The organism is Chrysosporum bergii ANA360D (genome assembly GCF_029891735.1).
Taxonomy (GTDB): domain Bacteria; phylum Cyanobacteriota; class Cyanobacteriia; order Cyanobacteriales; family Nostocaceae; genus Umezakia; species Umezakia bergii.
The window spans coordinates 25,978-50,329 of record NZ_JANQDH010000087.1; the positions used below are offsets into that span (position 1 = coordinate 25,978).

The 24,352-nt window shown below is 41.7% G+C and carries 20 protein-coding genes and 1 tRNA gene; 13 read left to right on the forward strand and 8 right to left on the reverse strand.

The genetic code is table 11. The annotated features are described in order from the left end of the window. Nucleotides 1-122: 122 nt before the first annotated feature. Nucleotides 123-1,631 carry a UbiD family decarboxylase gene (locus NWP17_RS12925; protein ID WP_280655306.1) on the forward strand — a complete coding sequence of 503 codons (1,509 nt, stop codon included), beginning with the start codon at nucleotides 123-125 and terminating at the stop codon, nucleotides 1,629-1,631. Nucleotides 1,632-1,795: 164 nt separating this feature from the next. Here NWP17_RS12925 and NWP17_RS12930 read toward each other — a convergent pair whose 3' ends face one another. After that, nucleotides 1,796-3,430, reverse strand: coding sequence for a DNA methyltransferase (locus NWP17_RS12930; protein ID WP_280655307.1), 1,635 nt, complete (start codon nucleotides 3,428-3,430; stop codon nucleotides 1,796-1,798). 369 nt (nucleotides 3,431-3,799) lie between these two features. Next, nucleotides 3,800-4,855 (reverse strand): sugar transferase, encoded by a 1,056-nt coding sequence (locus NWP17_RS12935; RefSeq protein ID WP_280655321.1) that lies wholly within the window; start codon nucleotides 4,853-4,855, stop codon nucleotides 3,800-3,802. Nucleotides 4,856-5,069: 214 nt separating this feature from the next. Here NWP17_RS12935 and NWP17_RS12940 point away from each other — a divergent pair, with 214 nt between their 5' ends. Further along, nucleotides 5,070-5,867: a 7-carboxy-7-deazaguanine synthase QueE gene (locus tag NWP17_RS12940; RefSeq protein ID WP_280655308.1), complete on the forward strand. Its 798-nt coding sequence runs from the start codon at nucleotides 5,070-5,072 to the stop codon at nucleotides 5,865-5,867. A 46-nt stretch (nucleotides 5,868-5,913) separates the two neighbouring features. On the opposite strand, the gene NWP17_RS12945 is transcribed toward NWP17_RS12940, so the two are convergent. Continuing rightward, nucleotides 5,914-6,558: a DUF3318 domain-containing protein gene (locus NWP17_RS12945; protein WP_280655309.1), complete on the reverse strand. Its 645-nt coding sequence runs from the start codon at nucleotides 6,556-6,558 to the stop codon at nucleotides 5,914-5,916. Between the two features lie 702 nt (nucleotides 6,559-7,260). Between NWP17_RS12945 and NWP17_RS12950 the strand changes: the two genes are divergently transcribed. The 11 genes from NWP17_RS12950 (at nucleotide 7,261) to NWP17_RS13000 (ending at nucleotide 18,804) form a co-directional block, all read left to right on the forward strand. Continuing rightward, nucleotides 7,261-8,532, forward strand: coding sequence for a glycosyltransferase family 4 protein (locus tag NWP17_RS12950; protein WP_280655310.1), 1,272 nt, complete (start codon nucleotides 7,261-7,263; stop codon nucleotides 8,530-8,532). Nucleotides 8,533-8,842: 310 nt separating this feature from the next. Continuing rightward, the gene (rsfS, locus tag NWP17_RS12955) at nucleotides 8,843-9,304 is read left to right on the forward strand and encodes a ribosome silencing factor (protein WP_280655311.1); all 462 of its coding nucleotides are present in this window, start codon (nucleotides 8,843-8,845) and stop codon (nucleotides 9,302-9,304) included. Then, nucleotides 9,301-9,804 (forward strand): CGLD27 family protein, encoded by a 504-nt coding sequence (locus tag NWP17_RS12960; RefSeq protein ID WP_280655312.1) that lies wholly within the window; start codon nucleotides 9,301-9,303, stop codon nucleotides 9,802-9,804. Before rsfS ends, NWP17_RS12960 begins: the two co-directional genes overlap by 4 nt. Before the next feature lie 156 nt (nucleotides 9,805-9,960). Next, nucleotides 9,961-10,914 (forward strand): asparaginase, encoded by a 954-nt coding sequence (locus NWP17_RS12965; RefSeq protein ID WP_280655313.1) that lies wholly within the window; start codon nucleotides 9,961-9,963, stop codon nucleotides 10,912-10,914. Between the two features lie 48 nt (nucleotides 10,915-10,962). Next, nucleotides 10,963-11,039: transfer RNA gene (locus NWP17_RS12970), tRNA-Met, on the forward strand. Between the two features lie 125 nt (nucleotides 11,040-11,164). Beyond that, nucleotides 11,165-12,607, forward strand: coding sequence for a YcjF family protein (locus tag NWP17_RS12975; RefSeq protein WP_280655314.1), 1,443 nt, complete (start codon nucleotides 11,165-11,167; stop codon nucleotides 12,605-12,607). A gap of 17 nt (nucleotides 12,608-12,624) precedes the next feature. After that, nucleotides 12,625-13,746: a DNA cytosine methyltransferase gene (locus tag NWP17_RS12980; RefSeq protein ID WP_280655315.1), complete on the forward strand. Its 1,122-nt coding sequence runs from the start codon at nucleotides 12,625-12,627 to the stop codon at nucleotides 13,744-13,746. A 211-nt stretch (nucleotides 13,747-13,957) separates the two neighbouring features. Further along, nucleotides 13,958-14,665 carry a deoxyribose-phosphate aldolase gene (deoC, locus tag NWP17_RS12985; RefSeq protein WP_280655316.1) on the forward strand — a complete coding sequence of 236 codons (708 nt, stop codon included), beginning with the start codon at nucleotides 13,958-13,960 and terminating at the stop codon, nucleotides 14,663-14,665. 166 nt (nucleotides 14,666-14,831) lie between these two features. Then, nucleotides 14,832-15,716 carry a DNA repair protein RecO gene (gene recO / locus NWP17_RS12990; protein ID WP_280655317.1) on the forward strand — a complete coding sequence of 295 codons (885 nt, stop codon included), beginning with the start codon at nucleotides 14,832-14,834 and terminating at the stop codon, nucleotides 15,714-15,716. Continuing rightward, nucleotides 15,703-17,298, forward strand: coding sequence for an MFS transporter (locus NWP17_RS12995; protein WP_280655322.1), 1,596 nt, complete (start codon nucleotides 15,703-15,705; stop codon nucleotides 17,296-17,298). Before recO ends, NWP17_RS12995 begins: the two co-directional genes overlap by 14 nt. A gap of 357 nt (nucleotides 17,299-17,655) precedes the next feature. Beyond that, a complete protein-coding gene (locus tag NWP17_RS13000; protein WP_280655318.1) occupies nucleotides 17,656-18,804 on the forward strand; it encodes a glycosyltransferase family 4 protein in 1,149 nt (382 codons plus the stop codon). A gap of 58 nt (nucleotides 18,805-18,862) precedes the next feature. Here NWP17_RS13000 and NWP17_RS13005 read toward each other — a convergent pair whose 3' ends face one another. The 5 genes from NWP17_RS13005 to NWP17_RS13025 form a co-directional block, all read right to left on the reverse strand. Beyond that, entirely contained in the window at nucleotides 18,863-19,555 is a 693-nt protein-coding gene (locus tag NWP17_RS13005) for a peptidase (RefSeq protein ID WP_425332662.1), read from the reverse strand. Nucleotides 19,556-19,668: 113 nt separating this feature from the next. Then, nucleotides 19,669-19,902: a preprotein translocase subunit SecG gene (secG, locus tag NWP17_RS13010; RefSeq protein WP_280652119.1), complete on the reverse strand. Its 234-nt coding sequence runs from the start codon at nucleotides 19,900-19,902 to the stop codon at nucleotides 19,669-19,671. 84 nt (nucleotides 19,903-19,986) lie between these two features. After that, nucleotides 19,987-21,585: a 2,3-bisphosphoglycerate-independent phosphoglycerate mutase gene (gene gpmI / locus NWP17_RS13015; RefSeq protein ID WP_280655319.1), complete on the reverse strand. Its 1,599-nt coding sequence runs from the start codon at nucleotides 21,583-21,585 to the stop codon at nucleotides 19,987-19,989. 104 nt (nucleotides 21,586-21,689) lie between these two features. After that, nucleotides 21,690-23,384, reverse strand: a complete 1,695-nt coding sequence (locus NWP17_RS13020) for an ABC-F family ATP-binding cassette domain-containing protein (RefSeq protein WP_280655320.1) — start codon at nucleotides 23,382-23,384, stop codon at nucleotides 21,690-21,692. 108 nt (nucleotides 23,385-23,492) lie between these two features. Then, nucleotides 23,493-24,344 carry an Rpn family recombination-promoting nuclease/putative transposase gene (locus tag NWP17_RS13025; RefSeq protein WP_280655324.1) on the reverse strand — a complete coding sequence of 284 codons (852 nt, stop codon included), beginning with the start codon at nucleotides 24,342-24,344 and terminating at the stop codon, nucleotides 23,493-23,495. Nucleotides 24,345-24,352 lie beyond the last annotated feature (8 nt).

A 24,352-nucleotide genomic window follows, 5' to 3' on the forward strand; every position in this document is an offset into this window, starting at 1 on the left:
AATCCCAAATCCATCATATGCTGGAATAAGGACGGGGTTTTCAACCCATTTTTTAGATAAATAAAAGCTTTATGGTACAATAAGCATAGTAAAATGTATAAAATATGGCATTTATAAGAAAAATGGCAAGAGACTTAAGGGGATTCATCAAAATTCTAGAAGAAAGAGGACAATTACAGAGAATTCCAGCTTTGGTTGACCCAGAATTAGAAATTGCCGAAATTTCCAACCGAATGCTGCAAAGAGGTGGTCCAGGGTTGTTATTTGAAAACGTCAAAGGGGCATCATTTCCCGTAGCGGTGAACTTAATGGGGACAGTAGAAAGGATATGTTGGGCTATGAATATGCAGCATCCACAAGAGTTAGAAACCTTGGGTCAAAAGCTGAGTATGCTGCAACAACCAAAACCACCCAAAAAGATTTCCCAAGCCATTGATTTCGGCAAAGTCCTCTTTGATGTGCTTAAGGCCAAACCAGGAAGAGACCTTTTCCCGGCTTGTCAGCAAGTGGTTACTACAGGCGATGATTTAGATTTAAACAAGTTACCCTTAATACGTCCTTATATTGGTGACGCAGGCAAGATTATCACCTTGGGATTAGTGATTACCAAGGATTGTCAGACGGGTACACCTAATGTGGGTGTATATCGCTTGCAACTGCAATCTAAAAATACCATGACTGTTCACTGGTTATCAGTGCGGGGAGGGGCGAGGCATTTACGCAAAGCCGCAGAATGTGGCAAAAAATTAGAAATTGCCATCGCTTTGGGTGTAGATCCTTTAATTATCATGGCTGCTGCCACACCCATCCCTGTAGATTTATCAGAATGGTTATTTGCGGGACTTTATGGCGGTTCTGGTGTTAACTTAGCAAAATGTAAAACCGTAGATTTAGAAGTTCCCGCAGATTCGGAATTTGTTTTAGAAGGAACCATCACCCCAGGGGAGGTTTTACCAGATGGTCCCTTTGGTGACCACATGGGTTACTACGGAGGCGTAGAAGATTCGCCATTGGTGCGCTTTCAGTGCATGACCCACCGCAAAAACCCAATTTATTTAACTACCTTTAGCGGTCGTCCACCCAAAGAAGAAGCAATGATGGCCATTGCACTTAATCGCATTTACACCCCTATATTACGACAACAAGTCTCAGAAATTGTGGACTTCTTTTTACCAATGGAAGCTTTGAGTTACAAAGCAGCCATTATCTCCATTGACAAAGCATATCCTGGACAAGCCCGACGGGCGGCCTTAGCATTTTGGAGTGCCTTACCCCAATTTACCTATACTAAGTTTGTCATTGTTGTAGATAAAAACATCAACATTCGTGATCCGCGTCAAGTGGTATGGGCTATTAGTTCCAAAGTTGACCCCTCCAGGGATGTTTTCATTCTCCCCCACACTCCCTTTGACAGCTTAGATTTTGCCAGTGAGAAAATTGGTTTAGGTGGACGGATGGGAATTGATGCTACCACCAAAATTCCACCAGAAACGGATCATCCTTGGGGTTCCCCCTTAGAATCAGATCCAGACACAGCAGCCTTAGTAGATCAACGATGGGCTGAATATGGTTTGGCAGATTTAAACTTAACTGAGGTAGATCCCAATTTGTTCGGCTACGATATGCGGTAACACCTGGTTATACAAATTAAGGCGAATTTTGCCCCAGTGAGGTACATCATTAGTAAGCAGGACTTCTGCTGAACGCAGTCGAAGTAGGCTTGCGCTACAGGACGATCATTTACATTTGTACCTCACGCTTATTGAGAAATACTATATATGTATTTTCTGTACAATTAAATATCTAACTCTGTTTGATGAACTTTTACTTCTTTTTGTTTTTCAGCACTTTTAAGAACTTCATAACTTAAACGAATATTTAATCTTTGTTTATTATTAATAATATCCTCAACTGTGACAATCTGAATTTTATCGCAGCTATGACTCATGTATTTACTTTGATATATCCCCGCAGATTTGGCTGTTTTCAGCATTTCTTTAGTGGGGTTTTCTAAAGTTATAAATATGGCTATGCTAGCATTTTCTATGGTCATTGTTCCTAGTAAATCTCGGATATCCCCTGACTTAACTTTACCCGATTTAACTTGAAAAATTATTTTTTCAGGCTCATCTTGATCACCCTGAAAGTAAACAATTCCATCTACACCTTTATCTGCACCTTTTTTAGTATTAATCACTGCTCTGTTATTAGTGTAGTTTAGGATTGCCCATTTTTCAAATTCTTTACGTGTGCGATCGTCTGGTTTATTGGCTAATGCTATTGCACTTTCCATATCTTTGGGAATACCATGGAGTTTAACTGTTTGTAAAACCTGTGAACCAAAACTATCTTCTAATCTTTTTAATATTAAACTAATACTTTGATAGGTGATATCAATTCCTATCCATTGTCTTTCTAGTCTTTGGGCAACTGCAACGGTTGTACCACATCCACAATAAGCATCTAATATTATATCATTTTCATTAGAACTAGCTTGGATTATTCTTTCTAATAGTGCTTCTGGTTTTTGTGTCGGATAACCTAGTAGTTCTTTATGCCAAGAACGCAAAGCTTCCACATCATTCCAAGTATCTTGCATGGGTAATCCTTTACTTTCATCTAAATATCTTTTGATTCGAGGAATACGATTTCTTGTATAGTAAATTCTACCTTCAGAATCAAGTTTTTCCATAGTTTCCTTTGGACATCTCCAAAGTTTAACTATTCCTTTCCATTCATATTGATAACCACCACCAGATAGTCCAGCAGCACTTAAATCACTTGACATCCATTTTCTACCATCCTCATCCTGATATCTGTAATATTTTTCTATATAGTTTTCATCATATTGTTGATACACCTGATTCCAGGTATTCTTTGGACTTTTGCAATAGTAAAAAATAACATCATGAACATTACCGTACCTACCAGAATCACTATGACCTGATGTACGTTTCCAGACAATTTCATTCAGAAAATCCCCACCCTGAGAGCAAAAAACCGCATCTAAAATTAACTTTAAATAATGGCTAGCAGTAGGATCACAATGTAAATAAAAACTACCCGTCGGTTTTAAAACCCTGTGAATCTCTGTTATTCTTAAAGCCATACTCACTAAATAGGCAAGTAAACTTCCTGTTGCTAAAACTTTTTTTAAACCAGAGATTAAATCAACACATTGTTTAGTAAATAAACCATGATAATTGGTAAGAATTTCACTTAACGCCTGATTAGCGTGATCATCCCATTGCCAAGTGTCAACAAATGCTTGAGCTTGGGCTTGATCCTCTTTGCCAACATTGTTATAAATTTGGTTATAATTGCGTTTAGAATTAAATGGCGGATCAATATAACATAAGTCAACAGACTCATCTTTAATGTAACGTCTTAAAACTTCTAAATTGTCCCCATAGTAAAGTTGATTGACCATTTTATTTGAAGTTGTGAATAATTCTTTTTATACCTAAACTTCCTTGTATAATAGCAGAAAATATATCAAATCACCTAATGGATTATTAAGAAATATTAAGAAATATTAAGAAATATTAATAAAATACCTGATGATCTAGAAGTAAGCCCAAATGACTCACTTCATTACGCATTTCAAAATGTAATCCAGAAAAATACACAATGTTGCGTAAGTCCTGAAACTATCAAAGTCCCCCTTAGTAAGGGCGATCATGGGGAATCTAAAATTTTTGAAAATGCCTAACCAATAGCTGAATCCAGCCAAACACAGCAATACCCAAACTTATCAAAAGTTTGGGAATCGCTAAAAATGCCAAATGAAAGCAATTAACTAAACAGCACCACTATTTTTATTAAATAGAATTACCACTGTTTTCAAAATCAATTTCACATCGTACAGTAAACTCCAATTTTTTTGATACTTTAAATCTAGGCGAATTACATCCTCAAAACTACGTACCGTAGATCGCCCACTAACTTGCCATTCTCCAGTCATACCGGGTTTAACATCTAAACGTTGCCATTCTGGGATTTCGTAGCGTTCCACTTCATCAGGTGTGGGTGGTCGAGTACCCACTAAGCTCATGTCTCCTGTGAGGACGTTCCAAAATTGCGGTAATTCATCCAAACTAGTGCGCCGCAAAAACCGCCCTACCCGCGTGATTCTGGGATCGTTATCGTTTTTGAAAAAAGCACCTTTGACCTGATTCTCAACTTGGGATTTCCTGGCTTCAGCATCAACGCACATAGAGCGGAACTTCCAAATTTTAAAACGTTTACCCATCCAACCGCAGCGAATTTGACCAAAGAAAATGGGACCGGGATCATCAATTTGAATGGCGATGACAATGGGAATAAACAAAAATCCCGTAATTACCAAACCTACTAATGCGCCAATAACATCTATGAATCTTTTCATCCAAGATGCTACCGAGGGATGAGTGGTGGGGGTGGGTAGTGGCTCTACTTTGGCAGAATGAGTTTTGAGAGTATTTATAGGTTTGTCAGTTTCTATGGGTAATTCTTCGCCGATAGACTCAATGGAAAAAACTTTGTCTAATCCTGTCAGGTTTAGCACCGCCATGACTTGAGGGGTGACATTCCGCAAAGTCATGGTGATTCCTTTTTCTTGGGAATTTTTGAAATTACTCACCAAAGCACCCAAACCACTACTATCCATAAATATGGTTTGGTGAAAATCAATGATAATTTGTTTTGGGAGTGTATTTTCTTCGGTTAAATCTTGGTAGGTCTGCTTAAAGCCTACTGCTTCAAGCACGCTTAACCGCGCTGGAACCTGCACTATCATAGTTTCCTGGAAGGAACTAACTGGAAAGTCTTCCTGTGTGGGTTGGCTAGTCATGAAGCTCTGCACTTTCGTTGCTATGTAAGTTTAAACTAAACTGCCAAAAATTATTTTACCCTGGTAATTTACGTAACTTTATAGAAACATTAATTAATTAGTAGGTATAAACACCAATGGTTAGTTAATGACAATGGGAGCGGAAATTGCCAGGGACAATTCACAATAGAAGCAGAAGTAAGTAAAGTATTATCTCCTGTTTTGTGCCTAGCCAGCGCCATGGCGCTGTTATTATCCCATGACTGTTAAAACTACGGTTCAACCTACCGCACGCCTGATTGAGGTCTTTTCTGCCATTCAAGGGGAAGGACTGAATGTAGGGACACGCCAAATCTTTATTCGCTTTGCTTTTTGTGATCTGCGCTGCCACTTTTGTGATAGCGCCTACACTTGGAATGCTCCGACTACCTGTCGGGTAGAGCGATCGCCTGGATTGCGTGACTTTGAAATTCACTTAAACCCTGTCCCACTGCCCATTTTAATGCAATGGGTGGAAAGGCAAAACTTACCTTCTCTACACGATAGCATTAGCTTGACAGGGGGTGAACCCCTTCTTCATGCAGCTTTTTTAAAAGAATTTTTGCCCCAAGTGCGATCGCTGACCGATTTACCCATATATTTAGAGTCAGGCGGACATCGCTTTGAGCAGTTGTCCATGGTTTTACCCTACCTAGACTCTGTGGGCATGGATTTAAAACTGCCTAGTGTGAGTGGCGAAACCCTCTGGGCAGAACATACGAAATTTTTACAATTATGTTGGGATGCACATTTAGAAGTTTTTGTCAAGATAATTATTGCTGAAAATACCAACCCAGATGATTTACAACGTTCTGGTGACTTAGTGGCAGGTGTCAGCCCAGATATCCCCGTATTTTTACAACCTGTTACCCCCTTACCAGCCTCTGAACAACTAAATGAAACACCTGTACTAGCACCTGCTCCAGAAAAAGTTTTGATGTGGCAAGCTTTAATGAAGCAGTTTGTGGCACAAGTGCGGGTTATCCCCCAGACCCATAAAATGTTAAATCAGCTGTAGTCAAATTTGGGGATGGGTATTTCCCATCCCAGAGATAGACTGCATTCTACAGTCCAGCTTCATCCGTAGTCCTAGATTTAGCCTTTGCCTTGTTGGCGCTGCGTTTGAGGGCAGACAGTCTGGCTTCGTAGCGAGACCGTTGGCGCTTGCTGGGTGTGTTATCAATCATAGTTTTTAAAGCACTACCCAGACTTTTGTAGGCGTTAGGGAGACTATAACCAAAGCGAGTCGCCAGAGTGATAGCTTTTTCATCAGCAAGGATCAACTCTTTCATTTGCTTTTCTCCATTATTTTTTTGATACAGTCGCCAGCCAGAAACGCCACATAAAGCCAAGGCTAATACTAGCAATAATCCATCCTGTACCCACAATTCGCCCACAGCACCGCCTAAACCAATGGCTAATGCTGCCATTTCCCAGCCATCTTTGGGAATAGTATCATTTTGAATGCGAGCAACTTCATGCCAGAATAGCAGATTACGCTGATCCATTGCTAGAGCATCCCATTTCACCAAGTCGATTTGAATTTCCACTTGGTCTTTACCAATTTCTTCGCAACGGATCATAGGTGGATTAACCTCGGTGGTACCTTCAACCGTGACCCAGCTTTGTAATTCTGGCGGTAGTAAGCCTTTTAACCGCCGCAGTTCACTCATTTCCGCCTTGGCAAAGGAGGTTGCGTAGGATGTCATAAAATCCAGCCCTAAAAAACTTCAGTATATAGTGAGGGTATCACCTTGGAGTATAGCTATTTCAGTGATGATTCGCCTCATTCGTGGGGAAAAATCCTCTATGATAACTGACGGCACCTCTTTTGTTGACCAGTATCCCCACGGTTGACAAAATTTTTGAAGTATGTAAAAGCCATGGTGTAACAGAAGAAAATACACCATTCATAGCAACATGGGTGGTCTGGTGACCTCCAGTCATGGATTTATGGTATTACCGATAAATGTACTTAAATATATTTACTGATTTACAAATCAACCTGTCAACTATTGAATTGATAGAAGAATGATTTTCTTACTCAGCTTATTACCAGCAATTTCTCGAATTTTTAACACATCAATAAAAGTCAGGCTGAATACGGTCTTCTATACTCTTCGTCAATATATATTGATTGATATTCACAATGTGGCTCACATATTTTTCGGTAAAACACTGAGATAAAACCGGAAAATAGACACTATTTTTTGAGTTTTTGTTAACCAGATTACAATTAAAAACACTTAAGTAAGGATTACAAAATTTACTGAATCTTCAATGATAACCGCTGTTTTAAGAGACACTTTCAAGAGAGAATTAGATATGACAGTATCAAAGTGGAAAATAAAAATTTTCCCAAAAATCTGCTCACGAACGAAAACAACCAGGGTACTTCTCAATAATTTTCTATGCGTATTTTAATTTACTCTTACAACTACCATCCAGAACCAATTGGCATAGCCCCACTGATGACAGAACTAGCGGAAGGACTAGCCAAGCTTGGACATCAGGTGCGGGTAATTACTGCCATGCCTAACTATCCTGAACGGGAAATTTACGAGGGTTATCGGGGTAAGTGGTATTTGAATGAATACAAAAATAATGTGCAAATCCATCGCTGCTATATATTAATTCGTCCCCAACCCAATTTGTTAGACCGAGTATTGTTAGATGCTAGTTTTGTGGTGACCAGCTTTTTACCAGCCCTGCTGGGTTGGCGACCAGATGTGATTCTCTCAACTTCACCATCACTACCTGTGTGTGTTCCCGCTGCCCTTTTAGGATGGGTGAGGGGTTGTCCTGTGGTGTTAAATCTTCAAGATATACTACCGGAAGCGGCCATTCATGTAGGACTGCTGAAAAATAAATTACTGATCAAAATATTTACTGCATTAGAAAAATTTGCTTATCGCACCGCTACAAAAATTAGCGTTATTGCTGATGGCTTCAGGGAAAATCTGATATCCAAAGGTGTACCACCAGAGAAAATCGAGCAAATTCCTAACTGGGTTGATGTGAATTTTATCCGTCCCTTCTCTACCGAACATAATCCTTTTCGTGCGGCACATAATCTCAATGGCAAGTTTGTAGCGCTATATTCTGGTAACATTGGTCTGACACAAGGTTTAGAAACCGTGATTAAAGCCGCTTCTCTGTTGCGGCACATCCCTCATATTGCCTTTGTGATTGTGGGTGAAGCCAAAGGATTACAGCGACTACAAAAACATTGTTTAGAGTGTGATGCTGATAACGTTTTGTTGCTGCCGTTTCAACCCCGGAAGCAGTTACCAGAAATGTTAGCAGCTGCGGATGTTGGTTTGGTGGTGCAAAAGAAAAATGTAGTGTCTTTCAATATGCCATCAAAAATTCAATCTCTACTGGCCAGTGGTAGGGCATTGGTGGCATCTATACCCGAAAATGGCACAGCAGCACAAGCTGTGAGAGAAAGCAAAGGGGGGGTAATTGTCCCCCCTGAAGATTCTGACGCTTTAGCAACAGCAATTTTAGACTTGTACCATCACCCCGAAAAAGTAAAAGAGTTAGGTCTTAACAGTCGTCAATATGCTGTAGAGCAATACGCCTTTGAGCAAGCCTTAAATAATTATGAAGATTTGTTTTACTCAGTGATAGCAAGTAGTCAAGGAATTGAGTCTCAAGTCGTGAGCAAGCAGGAGGTTTAGGGTTTTGCTTGGTTACTCAAATCCTGGCAGTATTTCAAATCGATAACCTGGTGTGGCGAAATGTCTCAAATTATATATATATTGAATATATATTGACAATGGGTCAGCTTTAGAGACACTGCCAAGGTGATTGCTTGATTTGTACCACCATTAAGATATATATCCTATTAGTCTTCAGCCAGCCCCATAGACACCTGTTTTTTTGTTAGTATTCAAAAAAACCAACACATACACTTGCCATTCAATTTTGTTGTTTGCAAGTAAGTGATTGGAAAAAATGTAACAAAAGGGATACAACACCTGAGGTTTAATGTCTGATTATTTCCAAGGAAATTTCCCATTACAGTCTGTCTCAGAGATCAAGAATGCACTCCGAGGACTAGAGGCTGAAACCCAAGAGGTGAGTGATAATTTAGCTGTTACTATCGCCGAAGCAGGAGCAGAACGCAAAGCCGATGATATCTTATTGCTGAGGGTAGCAGATGTATCTTATCTAGCAGACTACTTTGTGATCATGACGGGCTACTCTAGGGTACAAGTCAGGGCGATCGCCGAGGCAATAGAAGCTAAAGTAGAAAGTGATTGGCAACGACGACCCTTGCGAACAGAAGGAAAAGCCGATAGTAGTTGGGTGTTGCTAGATTACGGCGAAGTGATTGTTCACATTATGATGCCCACTGAAAGAGAATTTTATAATTTAGAAGCATTCTGGGTTCATGCAGAACGTATTTCCCTGGCAAATTCTAATCAAAGCGGGGGTAAGCCAAAATGATTAGACCTTCGGTTAATCATTGTCCAGTTCCCATGGAGCAACAACCGCTCAATGAATACGAAGAGTTAAAAACATCCTGGCTGTTTTGTGATTGCATCTTAAATAGGCGGGATTATATCACAAAAATGCTTTGGATTTGGAGTTTATCCTGGGTGGTGGCAGGTCCAGTAGCAGCGGTTAGTTTTCCCCCACAAAAGCAACTAGCCCACTTTCTGCTCAGTGGTGCTGCAGGAGCAAGTTTAGGGGTGGTGTTGGTACTAGTGCGGTTGTGGTTGGGCTGGATGTACGTGCGCGATCGCCTCTACAATTCCACGGTATTTTATGAAGAGTCTGGCTGGTATGACGGCCAAACTTGGACTAAGCCAGAAGAGGTAATTGTCCGCGATCGCTTAATTGTCACCTACGAAATCAAACCAATTTTGCAACGGTTACAATTTACCTTGGCTGCCTTGGCGGGAATGTTCGTGATTGGTACTATAGTTTGGCAACTATTGTCATAAATCCTCATTTGTGATTAGTATTTAACTACTAATCACTAGTAAATAGCAACTAATACCCCCCTTTGGCAGTCAAAAGTCAAATAGGCGGTTTTGTACGGTAGTTTCATGACCGCCGTATTGTACAAATTAATAAAAAAAGGTGATAAGCATTAACCCATGACAATGGGAAAACGAACTCAAGCCACACCCCTAGAAGTGCGGCTACTACGGGAAGGAATTGTGGAATCGCAGCACATAGTCCAGGCTGTTGTCTGCGACGAACGCGGACGGGTTTTATCCGTTGCCGGGAATTCAGAAACTGCTGCATTTGTCCGATCAGCACTGAAGCCATTTCAAGCGCTGGCAGTCACCACTACAGGCACACTAGAACGTTATAATCTCAGCGATCGCGATTTAGCCATTATCGCCAGTTCTCACCAAGGAAAAATAGAACAGGTAAGACAGGCATTTAATATTCTTTGGCGGGCTGACCTTGACCCCACAGCACTGCAATGTCCCATTCCTCAAGGAAAAAAAAGCCCACTAGAATACAATTGTTCTGGTAAACACGCGGGAATGTTAGCTGTTTGTCAACAACGTCATTGGCCGCTAAATAACTACTTGGAACGTAAACACCCAGTACAGCAGTTAATTTTGGGTAAAGTGGCAGAATTGCTGCGAATGCCATCTGAGGAATTTCTCAGCGCTCATGACGATTGCGGCGCACCAACATATCTGATGCAAATCAGTCAAATGGCTTCTTTGTATGCAATTTTAGCCTCTAGTAACAATGTGGATATGGAGCGCATTGTCCGGGCCATGACTCATCATCCAGCAATGGTGGCGGGAGAAGGGGAGTTCGACACGGAACTGATGCGTTTAGCTCCTGGGGAACTGGTTAGTAAATCCGGTGCAGAAGGAGTGCAGTGTGTTGGCAGACTGGGTGAAGGCATGGGATTGACTATTAAAGTCATGGATGGGGCCAAACGAGCAAAATATGCCGTGGCGATTCACTTGCTCCAACAAATGGGTTGGATTAGTCCCAGCGCCGCCGAAAGCCTCTCAGAAAGGTTTATGACTCTAGGAAAATACAAGCGTCTGGAAGTAATTGGAGAATTATCATTTTTATAGTTGCCAAACTTCAAACTTTATGTTTATACTAGAGAAGTGAAGAGGCGACGCGGGATAGAGCAGCCTGGTAGCTCGTCGGGCTCATAACCCGAAGGTCAGTGGTTCAAATCCACTTCCCGCCACCAAATAAAAGAAACAAGACCCTGTAAACCTTGGAGTTGCCAGGGTCTTGTTTTATCAAAAGGCAGAATATATATCTATATTTTGATCTATTCTGAAAGAAACACCATTGGAACAAGCGCGGAGAATCATGGTTGTGAAGTTGCAGCGACCGATTTTGGTGGGAGGCTTGGGACTATCCTTTTCCCTGTGGATATTACAAAGCTGGCATGATTCTATAGTGCAGCTGAGTGAATTTGGTTTATTTAGTGCCTTTGCTGTGGGTGGTGGTTGGTGGTTATTCCAGCAACATCGCCAACAAAAAAGTTTAGAGCAGCTAAATGGTATGGTGGTAGAGCGGGGAATGGTGGCAAGTGCGATCGCTACTACCAAAACCATAATCAACCAACTGGCAATAGAAGCAGAACACCACCCGGACGTAAAGAAATTAGAAGCAGAAGTTGACCAACTGCTGGGAGAATTAGACAGGCAAGAAATTCAAGTAGCTGTGACTGGTGGTAAATCTGTAGGTAAAAGCAGTTTAATTCAAGTGCTAGAGTCTAGCAGATGGCAAGAAACACAGCAAAAAGTCAAATTTTGGGAAACAAAGCCTTTATTTAGAGAATTAGCTCAAGATTCAGATGCAGCCATCTTAACAGAAGTGCAACAATCTGATTTATTGTTGTTTGTCACTAACGGTGATTTGACAGACTCGGAATTTCAAAGCCTACAGCAGTTACAAGCCGCAAATCTACCAGCTATTTTAGTTTTAAACAAACAAGACCAGTATTTAGCAGATCAACGTGCTGGTATTGTCCTGTCATTAAAACAGCGCCTGGGGGAAAATGTAATAGCCACCGCAGCCTCTCCCGTCTCCATCAAAGTCCGGAAACATGAAGCTAATGGTACTGTGCAAGAGTGGATGGAACAACCAACCCCAGATACCCAGCAATTAACACAACAGCTAATTCAAGTTTTGGCAAACCAAGGACAACACCTGGTGTGGACAACTACTTTGAGAAAAGCCAACTTGTTGAAGGCTGAAGCGAAAAACTGTTTAAATCAAATTAGGAGCGATCGCGCCGCCCCTATTATTGAACAATATCAATGGATAACTGCGGCGGCTGCTTTTGCCAACCCAGTACCAGCCCTAGATATTCTCGCCACTGCGGCCATTAACGCTCAAATGGTCATAGATTTAGGTCACATCTATCAACAGAAGTTTTCCCTAGAACAAGCCCAAACCATAGCCGGAACAATGGGAAGTTTGATAGTGAAATTGGGTTTAGTGGAACTTTCTACAAAAGCTGTTAGCACTGTTCTGAAAAGTAATGCTGTTACCTTTGTTGCTGGTGGTGCAGTGCAGGGTGTGAGTGCAGCCTACCTGACCAGAGTAGCCGGGTTAAGTTTAGTGGAATATTTTGCCCAGCAGGAAGTATCTTTAGAGTCGGGAAATGCTTTCAATTTTGACAATTTACGCCAAACCTTGTCAGGCGTTTTTCAGCGCAACCAGCAAATGGGTTTTTTACCAGGCTTTGTCAAACAAGGTGTAAAGCGTTTCTCAACACAAGGACAGGCTGAACTTGTGGGATAATTTTGAACTTAATCTTTATGAGTGTTTACCCTTGTGTTTTCTCCTTTTTTTCTGGCTCAGGCTTTCTTGATTTAGGCTTTGAAACCAGCGGTTTTAATATTGTCTACGTCAACGAAATATTTACACCATTTATGGAAGCATACCGCTATTCGCGGGAAATTATGAAACTCCCAGAGCCAGAATATGGATATCACGATGGAGAAGCAGGAGATGTAAGACAACTGATGGAAGGGGTGGAAGCACAACGCCTCTGTGATTTAGTTAAACATTGCCGTAAGTCTCATCATATGATTGGCTTCATTGGTGGACCCCCCTGTCCTGATTTTTCCATCGGGGGAAAAAATAAAGGAAATTTAGGAGATAACGGTAAACTTTCCGGGTCTTACATAGAATTAATTTGTCGCAATTTGCCAGACTTCTTTTTATTTGAGAACGTCAAAGGTTTATGGCGCACAAAAAAACATCGCTTATTTTTTGAATCACTAAAGCAGCAATTAAGGGAAGCAGGCTATCAGTTAACAGAAAAGTTAATTAATGTCATTGAGTACGGTGTACCCCAGGATAGAGAAAGAATTATTCTGGTTGGATTCAGAAACAATTTCCTCAAGGATATGGGGGGGAGTAAACTAATAGCTGAGGGATATTTTAATTGGCAAAATAAAATTTTATATCCTCAAGAACAGGTTTTTAATTGTCCTTGGCAGAAGTGCGAAACCTTCCAACAAGATTCTATCAAACCTTGCCCTGATGGTATACCTGAACAACTAACAGTTGAACACTGGTTTAGAAAAAATGATGTGTTGAATCATCCCAATACTCAACATTGTTTTAAACCAAGGTCTGGTATAGCCAGATTTGCTGTGGTTGATGAGGGAGATGTTTATAAAAAATCATTTAAACGTCTACACAGATGGCGTTATTCTCCCACAGCTTGCTATGGTAATAATGAAGTACATTTACATCCCTATAAAATCCGGCGCATTTCTGTGGCGGAGGCTTTAGCTATTCAGTCTTTACCTGCAAATTTTATTCTTCCAGAGGATATGTCGCTGACCAATATGTTTAAAACCATTGGTAATGGTGTACCTTATTTGGCATCAAGAGCATTAGCCCAAACTATTCTTGATTTTTTAATATAGCCTTTCTCAATAAGCGTGAGGTACAAATGTAAATGATCGTCTTGTAGTGCGAGCATCCTGCTCGCTGCTTAACACAGTCCCGCTAAAAATGTACCTCACTTTGGAAAAGTTTGCTATGAGTGTAATAAATATGCTTTAATATATAATATAAAAAAAATAACAATTTTTTATAAACTGTAATAATCAATGACTATGATTGGCAAAACACACAATGGCAGCAGACTACACTGATATTGATATTGCGCCATTTATCGATCATTCTCTGTTGATGCCAACTGCTACCACCGAGCAGGTTGAGCAATGGTGTGAAGAAGCGTATAGATTTAATTTTGCGGCGGTTTGTCTTCACCCCTGCTATGTGAAGCAAGCAGCAGAACTGCTCCACGGTAAACAGCCCCGGGTTTGTACGGTAATTGGCTTTCCTATGGGGGCGACAACCTCCGCTGTTAAGCTGTATGAGGCAGAAGAAGCTACGGAAAATGGGGCGACTGAACTTGATGTCATGATCAACTTGGGTTGGTTGAAGGCTGGCAAAACTGAAGCGGTTCACCGGGAAATTGCGGAAATTTGCCAAGCAACTGGGCAAAATGTCAAAGTAATTTTGGAAACCAACCTGCTGACTGATGCTGAAAAAAAACTGGCTGCGGAAATATCTATGGAAGCAGGGGCAGTATTCTTAAAAACTAGTACGGGTTGGAATGGTGGTGCTACTGTGGCAGATGTGCGGCTATTGAAGGAAATCACAAAAGAGAGCATGGGAATTAAAGCTTCTGGGGGTATTCGCACCTACAATGAAGCTATGGAGTTAATCTTAGCTGGTGCTACTAGATTAGGCACGTCCCGGAGTATCCATTTGCTCCGCCAGCGCGATAACCTGGAAAAGGGTCAGACACCCCACCAATCAATGGGAGGAGTTTAAACCAGTATTTTCCATGTCCTCGCTGACATTTAGTGGAGTGGTTAGGAACTTTTACCAGTTAAAATTTCCTAAAATTGCCTAGGTCTTAACCCCATATCTTGAACTAAGGGCTGTTTATCGTCTAAGGTTCCAATCATGCGTTTTTTTGTCCTTGGTCAAATGACTAATGAGTAGAACTTATCAAGCAACTGGGATTAATCTCAAAGCCCAAATCTTGGGAGAATCAGATAAAATAGTGACTATTTTGACACAAGAATTCGGATTAATCCGAGCAGTGGCACCAGGGGCACGCAAGCAAAACTCTAGCCTGGGCGGCAGGACTGGTATATTTGTGGTCAATGAATTACTGATAGCCAAAGGGCGATCGCTTGACAAAATTACACAAGCGCAAACTGTAAAAACCTATCCGGGTCTAGCTCAAGATTTGGGGAAACTGGCCGCAGGTCAGTATTTGGCAGAAATAGTCCTGTGTCAGGCTTTGAGTGAACAACCGCAAACAGAACTTTATGAGTTACTAAATAAATATCTTCATAAATTGGAAGTATTGCCCTCAGATAAATTTAGTATTTATGCTTACTTGGCTCATGGAGTGTTTGAATTTTTTGCTTTAGCAGGGTTGTCACCTCAAGTACAGGTCTGTTGCTTAAATCAGCATTCCTTAAGCCCAGATTTTACAGACCCGAACTGGCGAGTGGGATTTAGTGTTCCGGCAGGTGGTACAGTCTGTTTACAAGCTTGGGAAAATTTGCGAAAAGATCAACTTAACCCTTGTGTCACTTCATCAGCCCATAACTCAACCTCTGGTTATCAAACAGTTGTTCATCGACAAGATATACCAGTAATTTCTTGTCGCTTAAATGCTACAGAACTAACTATGCTTCAACAACTAACACAACCAGAGATAATACCAATGGATACCCCCAAAAATTACAACTGGTTGTCTGTTGAGCAGATTTTGCGCCAGTATGCTCAATATCATTTAGGTCGCCCTATTCGTTCTGCCACCTTAATTGACTCTTATTTTGCTGCTAACCATGATGCAACCCTCTGATGTGGATAGAAAAATCTTACCTTTGTCACCAAGTTACACGAAAAACCAGACTAAAACATCAGCTTCTACAGGCAAAAATCATTTGATTGCTGTTCCTCAGTCTACAAACAGCCAAATAAAGAACCAAGACAAGCCGGGAGAAGATGTGACTCCAAATGAGGAACAGAAAACAGATGTTACCAAAGAATCTCTAACCCTCATCAATGGTAATGGCAAGAGTTTGTCAGTAGCCACGGTTGAGGAAACAGAACCACTAGCAATAGATGGGTCTGGTGCTGATGGTGGAACAGGATCAGAAGATAATCAACAGCAAGGGTTATTACCCGTGTTACGAAATCCCAATTTTCTCGCTCTTTGGGGTGGTCAAGTTTTTTGCCAGATGGCTGATAAAGTATATTTGGTGCTAATGATTGGTTTGATTAATACTCAATTCCAGGGGAGTGATCAAAGTATTAGCGGTTGGGTATCAGCTTTAATGATGACTTTTACAATTCCTGCTGTGCTGTTTGGTTCGGTGGCTGGTGTATTTGTCGATCGCTGGTCGAAAAAAACTGTACTGGTCACAACCAATGCTTGGCGGGGGATCTTGGTTTTATCTATTCCCTTTTTGTTGTGGTTGAGTCATGATTGGCAGCCCATTGGTATTTTACCAGTAGGTTTTGGCATTATTTTGGCGGTGACTTTTTTGGTGTCCACACTCACACAGTTTTTTGCTCCTGCTGAACAAGCAGCAATTCCCTTAGTAGTAGAAGAACAGCATTTACTTTCAGCTAATTCCCTGTATACTACAACAATGATGGCATCGGTGATAGTGGGGTTTGCCATTGGTGAACCACTCTTAGCGATCGCTGATAAAATTTGGCTACAAATTGGTGGTATTGATGGACTCGGTAAAGAACTGTTAGTAGGTGGTGCTTATGCCATGGCAGGATTTATTTTATTGCTGTTGGTAACTAAAGAAAAACCCCACCCCCCCAAGACAGAATTTCCTCACGTCTTCTCTGACCTGCGGGATGGTTTTTCTTACCTCAAAGCTAATTCTCGTGTTCGTAATGCTTTACTACAACTGACTATTTTGTTTTCTGTGTTTGCAGCCTTAACTGTTCTCGCTGTGCGGATGGCAGAAATAATTCCTAACTTAAAACCATCTCAGTTTGGTTTTTTACTGGCATTTGGTGGGATTGGTATGGCTGCTGGGGCGACAATTCTCGGTCAGTTTGGTCAACGCTTCTCCTACTCCCAAATAAGTTTCTGTGGTTGCTTAGGGATGTCAGGAACTTTGATGGGTCTATCAATATTTACAACACAGTTGGCAATCATTCTGCTGTTAGTAGCTTTGTTAGGTGTGTTTGGGGCGCTGGTGGGTATTCCCATGCAAACCACTATCCAAACGGAAACTCCTCCAGAAATGCGTGGTAAGGTGTTTGGTCTGCAAAATAATGTCATTAATATTGCCCTGACTTTGCCATTAGCACTAGCTGGTGTAGCTGAAACCTTGATGGGATTACAGGCAGTTTTTTTGCTATTGGCTGGCACTGTGTTCTTAGGAGGTATATTAACACTATATAACTCCCCTCAGTAGTTGTCGTCATTGAGGTAACTATAATTCAATACATTCCGGCGATCACAAGTTGCTAAAAAATTTGTACTTTCATGGTAGAATAGTTCAAGGAAAAATTTTCATAGACTATCAATAGACTTGCTAATTATCAACTTGATATTAGTCATACTAATATCCTATTAGAGTTAAGTCATTAACAAGTTAATATTTATAATTACATTGCGTCAACGTAGTGATTTAATCATAAAAAAGCTTGGCTTATTAACTGGGGTAGTGTGGATTTTTATGCAATTTAAGCAGCCGAAAATTACAACAGGATTAAAGACAAGCACCTCAAAAATGATATATCAAACCTGCTTTTCTGATAACTAATAAAGAATGCGTATAGCCTGGATTGGAAAGAAATCACCTTTTTGTGGTAATGTCACCTACGGTCGAGAAGTTACAAATGCCTTGCTAGACCGGGGACACCAAGTTAGTTTTCTTCACTTCGCCCAAGAAGAACCTGAACCTGACAATTGGCCAAATTTCCAAGAAGTTTCCCTACCCTTTATCTATAAATCTCAGGTTTACACAATTCCCAGTTTTAAGGCGACCAAATTATTAACCGAGTCGTTACGGGAAATTAAGCCAGATATAGTCCATGCTTCCCTGACTTTATCTACCCTGGACTTTGTGCTACCGGAAATTTGTGAACAATTGAATTTACCTCTGATTGCTACTTTTCACACACCATTCGCGGGAAAAGGAGCAAAATTTATTTCCGGAACACAGCTTTTAGCTTATCAACTCTACGCACCTTTTCTGGGTCATTACGATCGCGTGATTGTATTTTCCCAAATTCAGCGAGAATTGTTAGCCCGTATGGGTGTAAGGAAAAAAAAGGTAGTTGTAATTCCCAATGGAGTTGATACTGCTAAGTTCTCTCCGGGAGATTCTACAGTTAAGTCCGAGTTTCAAGCAGAACGTTTGTTTGTCTATCAAGGTCGCATAGCAGCAGAAAAAAGCGTTGAATCTCTGTTACGGGCCTGGAAGCAATCACAAATGAAGAGTAGCAGTAAGTTGCTGATTGTGGGAGATGGTCCTTTGAAGTCTTCTTTGGAACCATTCTATGGTTTAGAGTCAGGGATTATCTGGTTGGGATTTGTGGCCGAGGAACAGCGACGTATCGAAATTTTACGCGGAGCAGATGTATTTATTTTGCCTTCACTGGTGGAGGGGTTGTCTTTGTCTTTGTTAGAAGCAATGTCATGTGGAATAGCTTGTTTAGCCACAGATGTGGGTGCAGATGGAGAAGTTTTAGAGGGGGGTGCTGGTGTGATTTTGAGTACTAAAACTGCGCGATCGCAATTAAGAACATTATTACCACTATTCCAAGATCATCCTGAGTTAACCGCCCTATTGGGGCAGAAAGCTAGACAGCGCGTATTAGAGCGCTATACTTTGAGTAAAAATATTAGCCAGCTAGAAGAATTATATCAAGAAGTCCTAGCACAGCAGCCTATGTCTCTAATTCCCAGAGCATGAAATATCCATCTTGCTCATGGCCAATGACTAAAGCGAAGCGCAGTGCGGGAAGCAATCGCTAATTCCCTGTTCCCTCTATTTTGACCAATGACCATCCCAAATAAGTGGGTTGTTGATAAACCTGCTTTAGGGTGTTCACATCTCTGGGAGAAATAGGGGGTGGGTGGCTAACTTGAGAAAAGTATAAAGCGTCTGTTGGTAAATCACTATGTCCCCAAATTCCTAAAGCGTGACCGAGTTCATGGCGGGCTGCTGCTTCTAGATATACCCCTGTTTGGCTAGGACTTAATAAAATAGTAAAGCGGTGGCATAAAACATTGTCATCTGTATATAATTCATAACTTGTTTGTGCTGAACGCGCCCGGGGAAATCCATCACCGGGGGAAAATTGCAGGGGCGGGGCTTTTCGTAAAATAACAATATTAGCAATATCCCGCTGTTGCACCACCATTAAGGGTAAGTAAGCATTCCACTCTTGCACAGTTTTAAAAACAGTGTTAAACCATTTTTGAGCATAAGTATTATTTTTTATTTCTGGTGTTTCTATATACAGTTTCACAGGAAATTGCCACCAGACTAAATAACCTACTTGGGTTGTTTCCACTTGGTCAAAGTAGTCACCACTATTTTTTTGATCTTGCCATTGCGCCAGTGTGGGCGGTAGGGGATGAGCAGATGGGGGGGGAGAAACTTTTAAGCCGGTGCTTGCTGGGATGGCTACAGAAGGCAGGTTAATAGAAACAACTAGCAATCCTGCACTAATTAATATAGCCAGAACTGCTAGTAAGGGTAATGTATTGATTTTTAACCGGGTTTTAGATTTTGGGTATTGATTTTTTTGCCCATCATCCTATTTCCCTATTTTCACTTGGGTAACCAACCCGCACTCAAAACCACTGTTAGCCCCATAAAAATTACCGTCAGCACCCAAGTAACCCGGTTTAATGTGTCTTCTGCGCTTTTAGTGCTGCTAAATAATTGGGCCTGTCCGCCAATGGCTCCAATACCGTCACCTTTGGGGCTATGTAGTAGCACCAAAATAATTAAACCAATGGCGGAAAGTGCCCAAACGCTTTGCACAACATTTGTAATTGTCATGGTAAATCCCTCTTATAACAAATTTCTTTCTTGGTATGACAAGTAAAAGTGTAGGAGTGAGAACACTCTTCACTCCTAAGCTGTTTAGATTCCCACTTGGACCGGGGTGCGAGTGCGCTGCACCTCATATCCTGCTGGGATCAATAGCGATCGCCCTGTCATTTCTGGTGGTTGGGGGATCTGTAAAATCTCCAGAATGGTGGGTGCAATGTCCGCTAATTTGCCATTACTTCGCATTTGCACGTTTGTACCATGTCCAGGGATTTTTATAGCTTCTCCTTCCACTAAGATAAAGGGAACTGGGTTGGTAGTGTGGGCTGTCCAGGGATTACCTTCTTCATCTAGCATATACTCTGCGTTACCATGGTCAGCTGTAATAATTGCTGTGCCTCCTGCTTTACTGATACTGCCAAGTAAGCGACCCAAACAGTGATCCACGGTTTGAATAGCTGTGATGGTGGCTTCTATTTGACCAGTATGCCCTACCATGTCTGGGTTAGCATAGTTGATCACCAGCAAAGAGTAGATACCCTGATTAATAGCAGCGATGGCCACATCTGTAACTGCTTCTGCCGACATAGCAGGGGCTTTGTCGTAAGTGGCTACCATTGGACTACTTACCAGTTCTCGGTCTTCCCCAACAAAAGGTTCCTCTAGTCCGCCATTAAAAAAATAGGTGACATGGGCGTATTTTTCGGTTTCAGCAGTGCGGAACTGCCGCAAACCATGATTAGCAATTACTTCACCTAAAATATTACTCAAATTTTGCGGTTCAAAGGCTACAGTTACTAGTAGGTCTGAATCGTATTGAGTAAAAGTAGCAAAAGACAAGGGCTGAATTTGCTCTCTGGCAAAACCTGTAAATTCAGGGCTGACGAAAGCTTGTGTCAACTGTCTGGCGCGGTCTGGGCGGAAGTTAAAGAATATCACACCGTCCCCTGGTTCTATAGCCCCAGGGGCAATGCGGACTGGATTAATAAACTCGTCCTTGACACCTTCTGCATAAGATGCTTCTAGGATTTCCACCGCCTGACGACCATCAATGGCAGTATCTTGTGTCATCACATCGTAGGCGCGTTTTACCCGATCCCAACGGCGATCGCGATCCATAGCGTAGTAACGGCCGCTGAGGGTGACTATGCGCCCAATTCCCTTTTCTTCTATTTTCTGCTGCAATAGCTTAATTGCTGTGATCGCCTCAGTGGGGGCTGTATCACGACCATCGGTGATGGCATGGATACAAACTTGTGAAATTTCCTGTTTTTTGGCTAAGTCCAGTAGTCCAAAGAGATGGTTGATATGAGAGTGTACCCCTCCCTCTGAACACAGCCCCACTAGATGCAGCTTGCCATTGCCAGAGCGAATTTCCTGGCAGATTTTAACAAGTGCCGGGTTAGCGAGGATGGAACCATCTTCTACCGCATCGGAGATGCGTACCAATTCTTGAGGTACTACTCGTCCAGCGCCAATATTTAAGTGACCTACTTCCGAGTTGCCCATCTGACCTTCTGGCAACCCTACGGCCTTTCCTGATGTGCTGATGAGGGTGTGGGGGTAAGCTTTCCATAAGCTTTCCATCACAGGAGTTTTAGCGGCGAAAATAGCGTTTCCTCGCTGGTCCTCGCAGTGGCCCCATCCGTCTAAAATGACTAGCACCACAGGAGCAACAGGTGCTTTGGTCATAGTCAAATTGCCCTTTACTTTTTGTAATATCCGAATAATACCATTGCTAATCGCCAGCGCAAGTGAATTTCTGCTTATTTAACCGCTATTAATAAGCAGTTTGGTTATTTTCTTTTTCCAGAGGACTTGGCGGCTTTAGCAGCTTTTTTAGCAGCCTTTTCAGCAGCTATTGCCGCTAATGAGGCTTGTTCCTTTTCCGCGGCGATTTTTTCTAGGTAGTAATGATAATCTCCTAGGTAAACACGAAATTCACCGTCCCGGATTTCTACGATTTTATTGGCTACTTGAGAGATAAAATAGCGATCGTGGGAAACTATAATCACAGTGCCATCATAGTTTTGTAAGGATTCTTCCAACATTTCTTTGGCTGGAATATCTAAATGGTTAGTCGGCTCATCTAAAATCAGCAGATTAGCTGGGCGTAACAGCATCTTGGCCAATGCTAAACGAGCTTTTTCCCCTCCACTTAATGCACCCACTGACTTAAATACACTATCACCTGTGAATAAAAACTGTCCTAGTAGCTTACGGACTTCTTCATTTTTCCAGTCTGGGACTTCATCATGGATGGTTTCCATGACTGTTTTCTTTAAGTCTAAGGCTTCCGCCTGATTTTGTTCAAAGTAGCCGGGGATGACGTTATGATCCCCTAATTTGACCCTGCCTTCTGTGGGTGACTCCATCCCCATAATCACCCGTAAAAGCGTAGATTTCCCGGCACCGTTTGGTCCGAGAAATGCCACGCGATCGCCTCTTTCTATTAAAAGACTTGTTCCCAAAAATAGGATTTTATCATCATAGATGTGAGTTAAATCTTTAATTTCCACGACTTCCCTTCCGCTACGGGGTGCGGGGGGGAAGCGGAATTGCAGGGTTTTCACGCCTGCTACTGGCGCTTCTATGCGATCGATTTTTTCTAGTTGTTTTTCACGGCTTTTTGCCTGGGTACTGCGAGTTGCACTAGCGCGAAATCTGTCCACAAATGTTTGCTGCTTCTCTATTTCTTTCTGCTGGCGTTCGTAGGCGCTAAGTTGTGCTAGTTGATTTTCCGCTTTTTGTGCTAAGTATGCCGAGTAATTGCCTAGGTAGGTGGTAGAAACGCCCCGTTCTGTTTCCACAATCTGAGTGCAGAGGCGGTCTAAGAATTCCCGGTCATGAGAAACTATCACCATTGGTGTATTTAGACCTTTGAGGTAATTTTCTAGCCACTCAATGGTTTCTAAGTCTAAGTGGTTAGTTGGTTCGTCCAGTAGCAATAAATCTGGTTTTTGCAGGATAATTTTCCCTAAACTCATCCGCATTTGCCAACCACCAGAGAATGCACTGACCAGGCGATCGCCATCTTCCGATTCAAAACCCATCTCTGGTAGAATTTTGCCAATGCGTGCTTCTAAGTTGTAGCCATCCAAAGCTTCAAACTGACGCTGTAAGCGATCTAGTTTGTTAATCAGTTGATCCAGTTCCTCTGGGGTAGCCGTTTCCATATCGCGCTGTACTTGCCCTAGGGACATTTGTACTTGGTTGGCTTCTGCAAAGACTGTCCAAAATTCCTCTGTGACTGTGCGGGCTGGATCTACTTCAAACTCTTGGTTGAGATAGGCTATGTGCAAACTGGAGGGACGAATGATTTCGCCAGCGGTTGGTTCAATTTCCCCAGTGATAATTTTTAGCTGGGTGGATTTTCCCGCACCATTAACGCCAACTAAGCCAATGCGATCGCCTGGTTTGACTTCCCAGTTAACATCTTTGAGAACCTCGCCTGTAGGATAAATTTTACTGATATGTTCTAGTCGCAGCATCAAGTTTCTCTTAGGTAGGGTAGGGTATGGATAGTCAAGAACGAAGTACTAACACTGCTTCCAATATTAACAATAATTAACTCAACGTTATGTTTTTTTGCTTTCTTTCTACTCCCCACCAGGTGGCTGTTGTGTAGCTTGTCTGACATCTTCTACACTTAATTCTAAAGCTGCGGCTATTTGTTCTACTGTTAAACCTACGGCTAACATTGCTGAAACTGCTTTTAATTTTCCTTTGCGTTCACCTTCTCTCTCTCCCTGGCGTTTTCCTTCTTCCTGTCCCTGGCGTTTTCCTTCTTCCTGTCCCTCCTGAAAAGCTTCTTGATAAACTCGTGTTTGCTTTAACTCGCTTAGTCCAAACATAGCTTCTATTTCCTCCCGGCTCATTCTCGGTAATTTGTACACTAAAATTGTTTCTATCAATTGCAGTAATTGCTGTTGTTGCGGTGGCGAGTTAATTTCTTGTTTAGTTCTGTGGATTAACTCTCTACCTTCTCTCATGGCTGTTTCCGGAGATGCCATAATTAGTTGAATTGTAGCAATTCCAATGGGCAAGGATCTTGACTCACCCAGTTCATCTAGGTAAATAGGTCTAATTCTTTGACTGGTGAAGAATTCCCGGTAATGTTTAGTGTCCGCTATGTCTATGCTTCTCCTGGGGTATAAAATCACTGCATTCCAGTTATTCCGTGGTTGATTTTGCCGCAGGTATAAACATATTTCTGCTATTAGCCGGGAGTAAATCGTTTCATCGGCTTGAAACTGTACCTCCACAAAGTATATTGGTGGTTCAGTGGTGGATTGAGGTAGAAATACACCATCAATTCTCAGGGCTGTTTGTTTCACTTCCACCGAGGAAAATTGATAATTGTTGGCTGTGGTAGGTGAATTACCAATCAGTTCAAAGAAGGTGCTGGGAAATTCTTGAAAAAGTCGATAAAATATGCTGTCTGTTTTCACTGTTCCAA

What these genes read in the sequence shown, in the direction of transcription:
- NWP17_RS12945 (WP_280655309.1), bottom strand. Translation starts at nt 6,558, where the DNA reads ATGACATCCTACGCAACCTCCTTTGCCAAGGCGGAAATGAGTGAACTG.
- NWP17_RS13000 (WP_280655318.1), top strand. Translation starts at nt 17,656, where the DNA reads ATGCGTATAGCCTGGATTGGAAAGAAATCACCTTTTTGTGGTAATGTC.
- NWP17_RS12960 (WP_280655312.1), top strand. Translation starts at nt 9,301, where the DNA reads ATGATTAGACCTTCGGTTAATCATTGTCCAGTTCCCATGGAGCAACAA.
- NWP17_RS13020 (WP_280655320.1), bottom strand. Translation starts at nt 23,384, where the DNA reads ATGCTGCGACTAGAACATATCAGTAAAATTTATCCTACAGGCGAGGTT.
- NWP17_RS12950 (WP_280655310.1), top strand. Translation starts at nt 7,261, where the DNA reads ATGCGTATTTTAATTTACTCTTACAACTACCATCCAGAACCAATTGGC.
- NWP17_RS12980 (WP_280655315.1), top strand. Translation starts at nt 12,625, where the DNA reads ATGAGTGTTTACCCTTGTGTTTTCTCCTTTTTTTCTGGCTCAGGCTTT.
- secG (WP_280652119.1), bottom strand. Translation starts at nt 19,902, where the DNA reads ATGACAATTACAAATGTTGTGCAAAGCGTTTGGGCACTTTCCGCCATT.
- gpmI (WP_280655319.1), bottom strand. Translation starts at nt 21,585, where the DNA reads ATGACCAAAGCACCTGTTGCTCCTGTGGTGCTAGTCATTTTAGACGGA.
- deoC (WP_280655316.1), top strand. Translation starts at nt 13,958, where the DNA reads ATGGCAGCAGACTACACTGATATTGATATTGCGCCATTTATCGATCAT.
- NWP17_RS12930 (WP_280655307.1), bottom strand. Translation starts at nt 3,430, where the DNA reads ATGGTCAATCAACTTTACTATGGGGACAATTTAGAAGTTTTAAGACGT.
- NWP17_RS12975 (WP_280655314.1), top strand. Translation starts at nt 11,165, where the DNA reads ATGGTTGTGAAGTTGCAGCGACCGATTTTGGTGGGAGGCTTGGGACTA.
- recO (WP_280655317.1), top strand. Translation starts at nt 14,832, where the DNA reads ATGAGTAGAACTTATCAAGCAACTGGGATTAATCTCAAAGCCCAAATC.
- NWP17_RS12995 (WP_280655322.1), top strand. Translation starts at nt 15,703, where the DNA reads ATGCAACCCTCTGATGTGGATAGAAAAATCTTACCTTTGTCACCAAGT.
- NWP17_RS12925 (WP_280655306.1), top strand. Translation starts at nt 123, where the DNA reads ATGGCAAGAGACTTAAGGGGATTCATCAAAATTCTAGAAGAAAGAGGA.
- NWP17_RS12965 (WP_280655313.1), top strand. Translation starts at nt 9,961, where the DNA reads ATGACAATGGGAAAACGAACTCAAGCCACACCCCTAGAAGTGCGGCTA.
- NWP17_RS12940 (WP_280655308.1), top strand. Translation starts at nt 5,070, where the DNA reads ATGACTGTTAAAACTACGGTTCAACCTACCGCACGCCTGATTGAGGTC.
- rsfS (WP_280655311.1), top strand. Translation starts at nt 8,843, where the DNA reads ATGTCTGATTATTTCCAAGGAAATTTCCCATTACAGTCTGTCTCAGAG.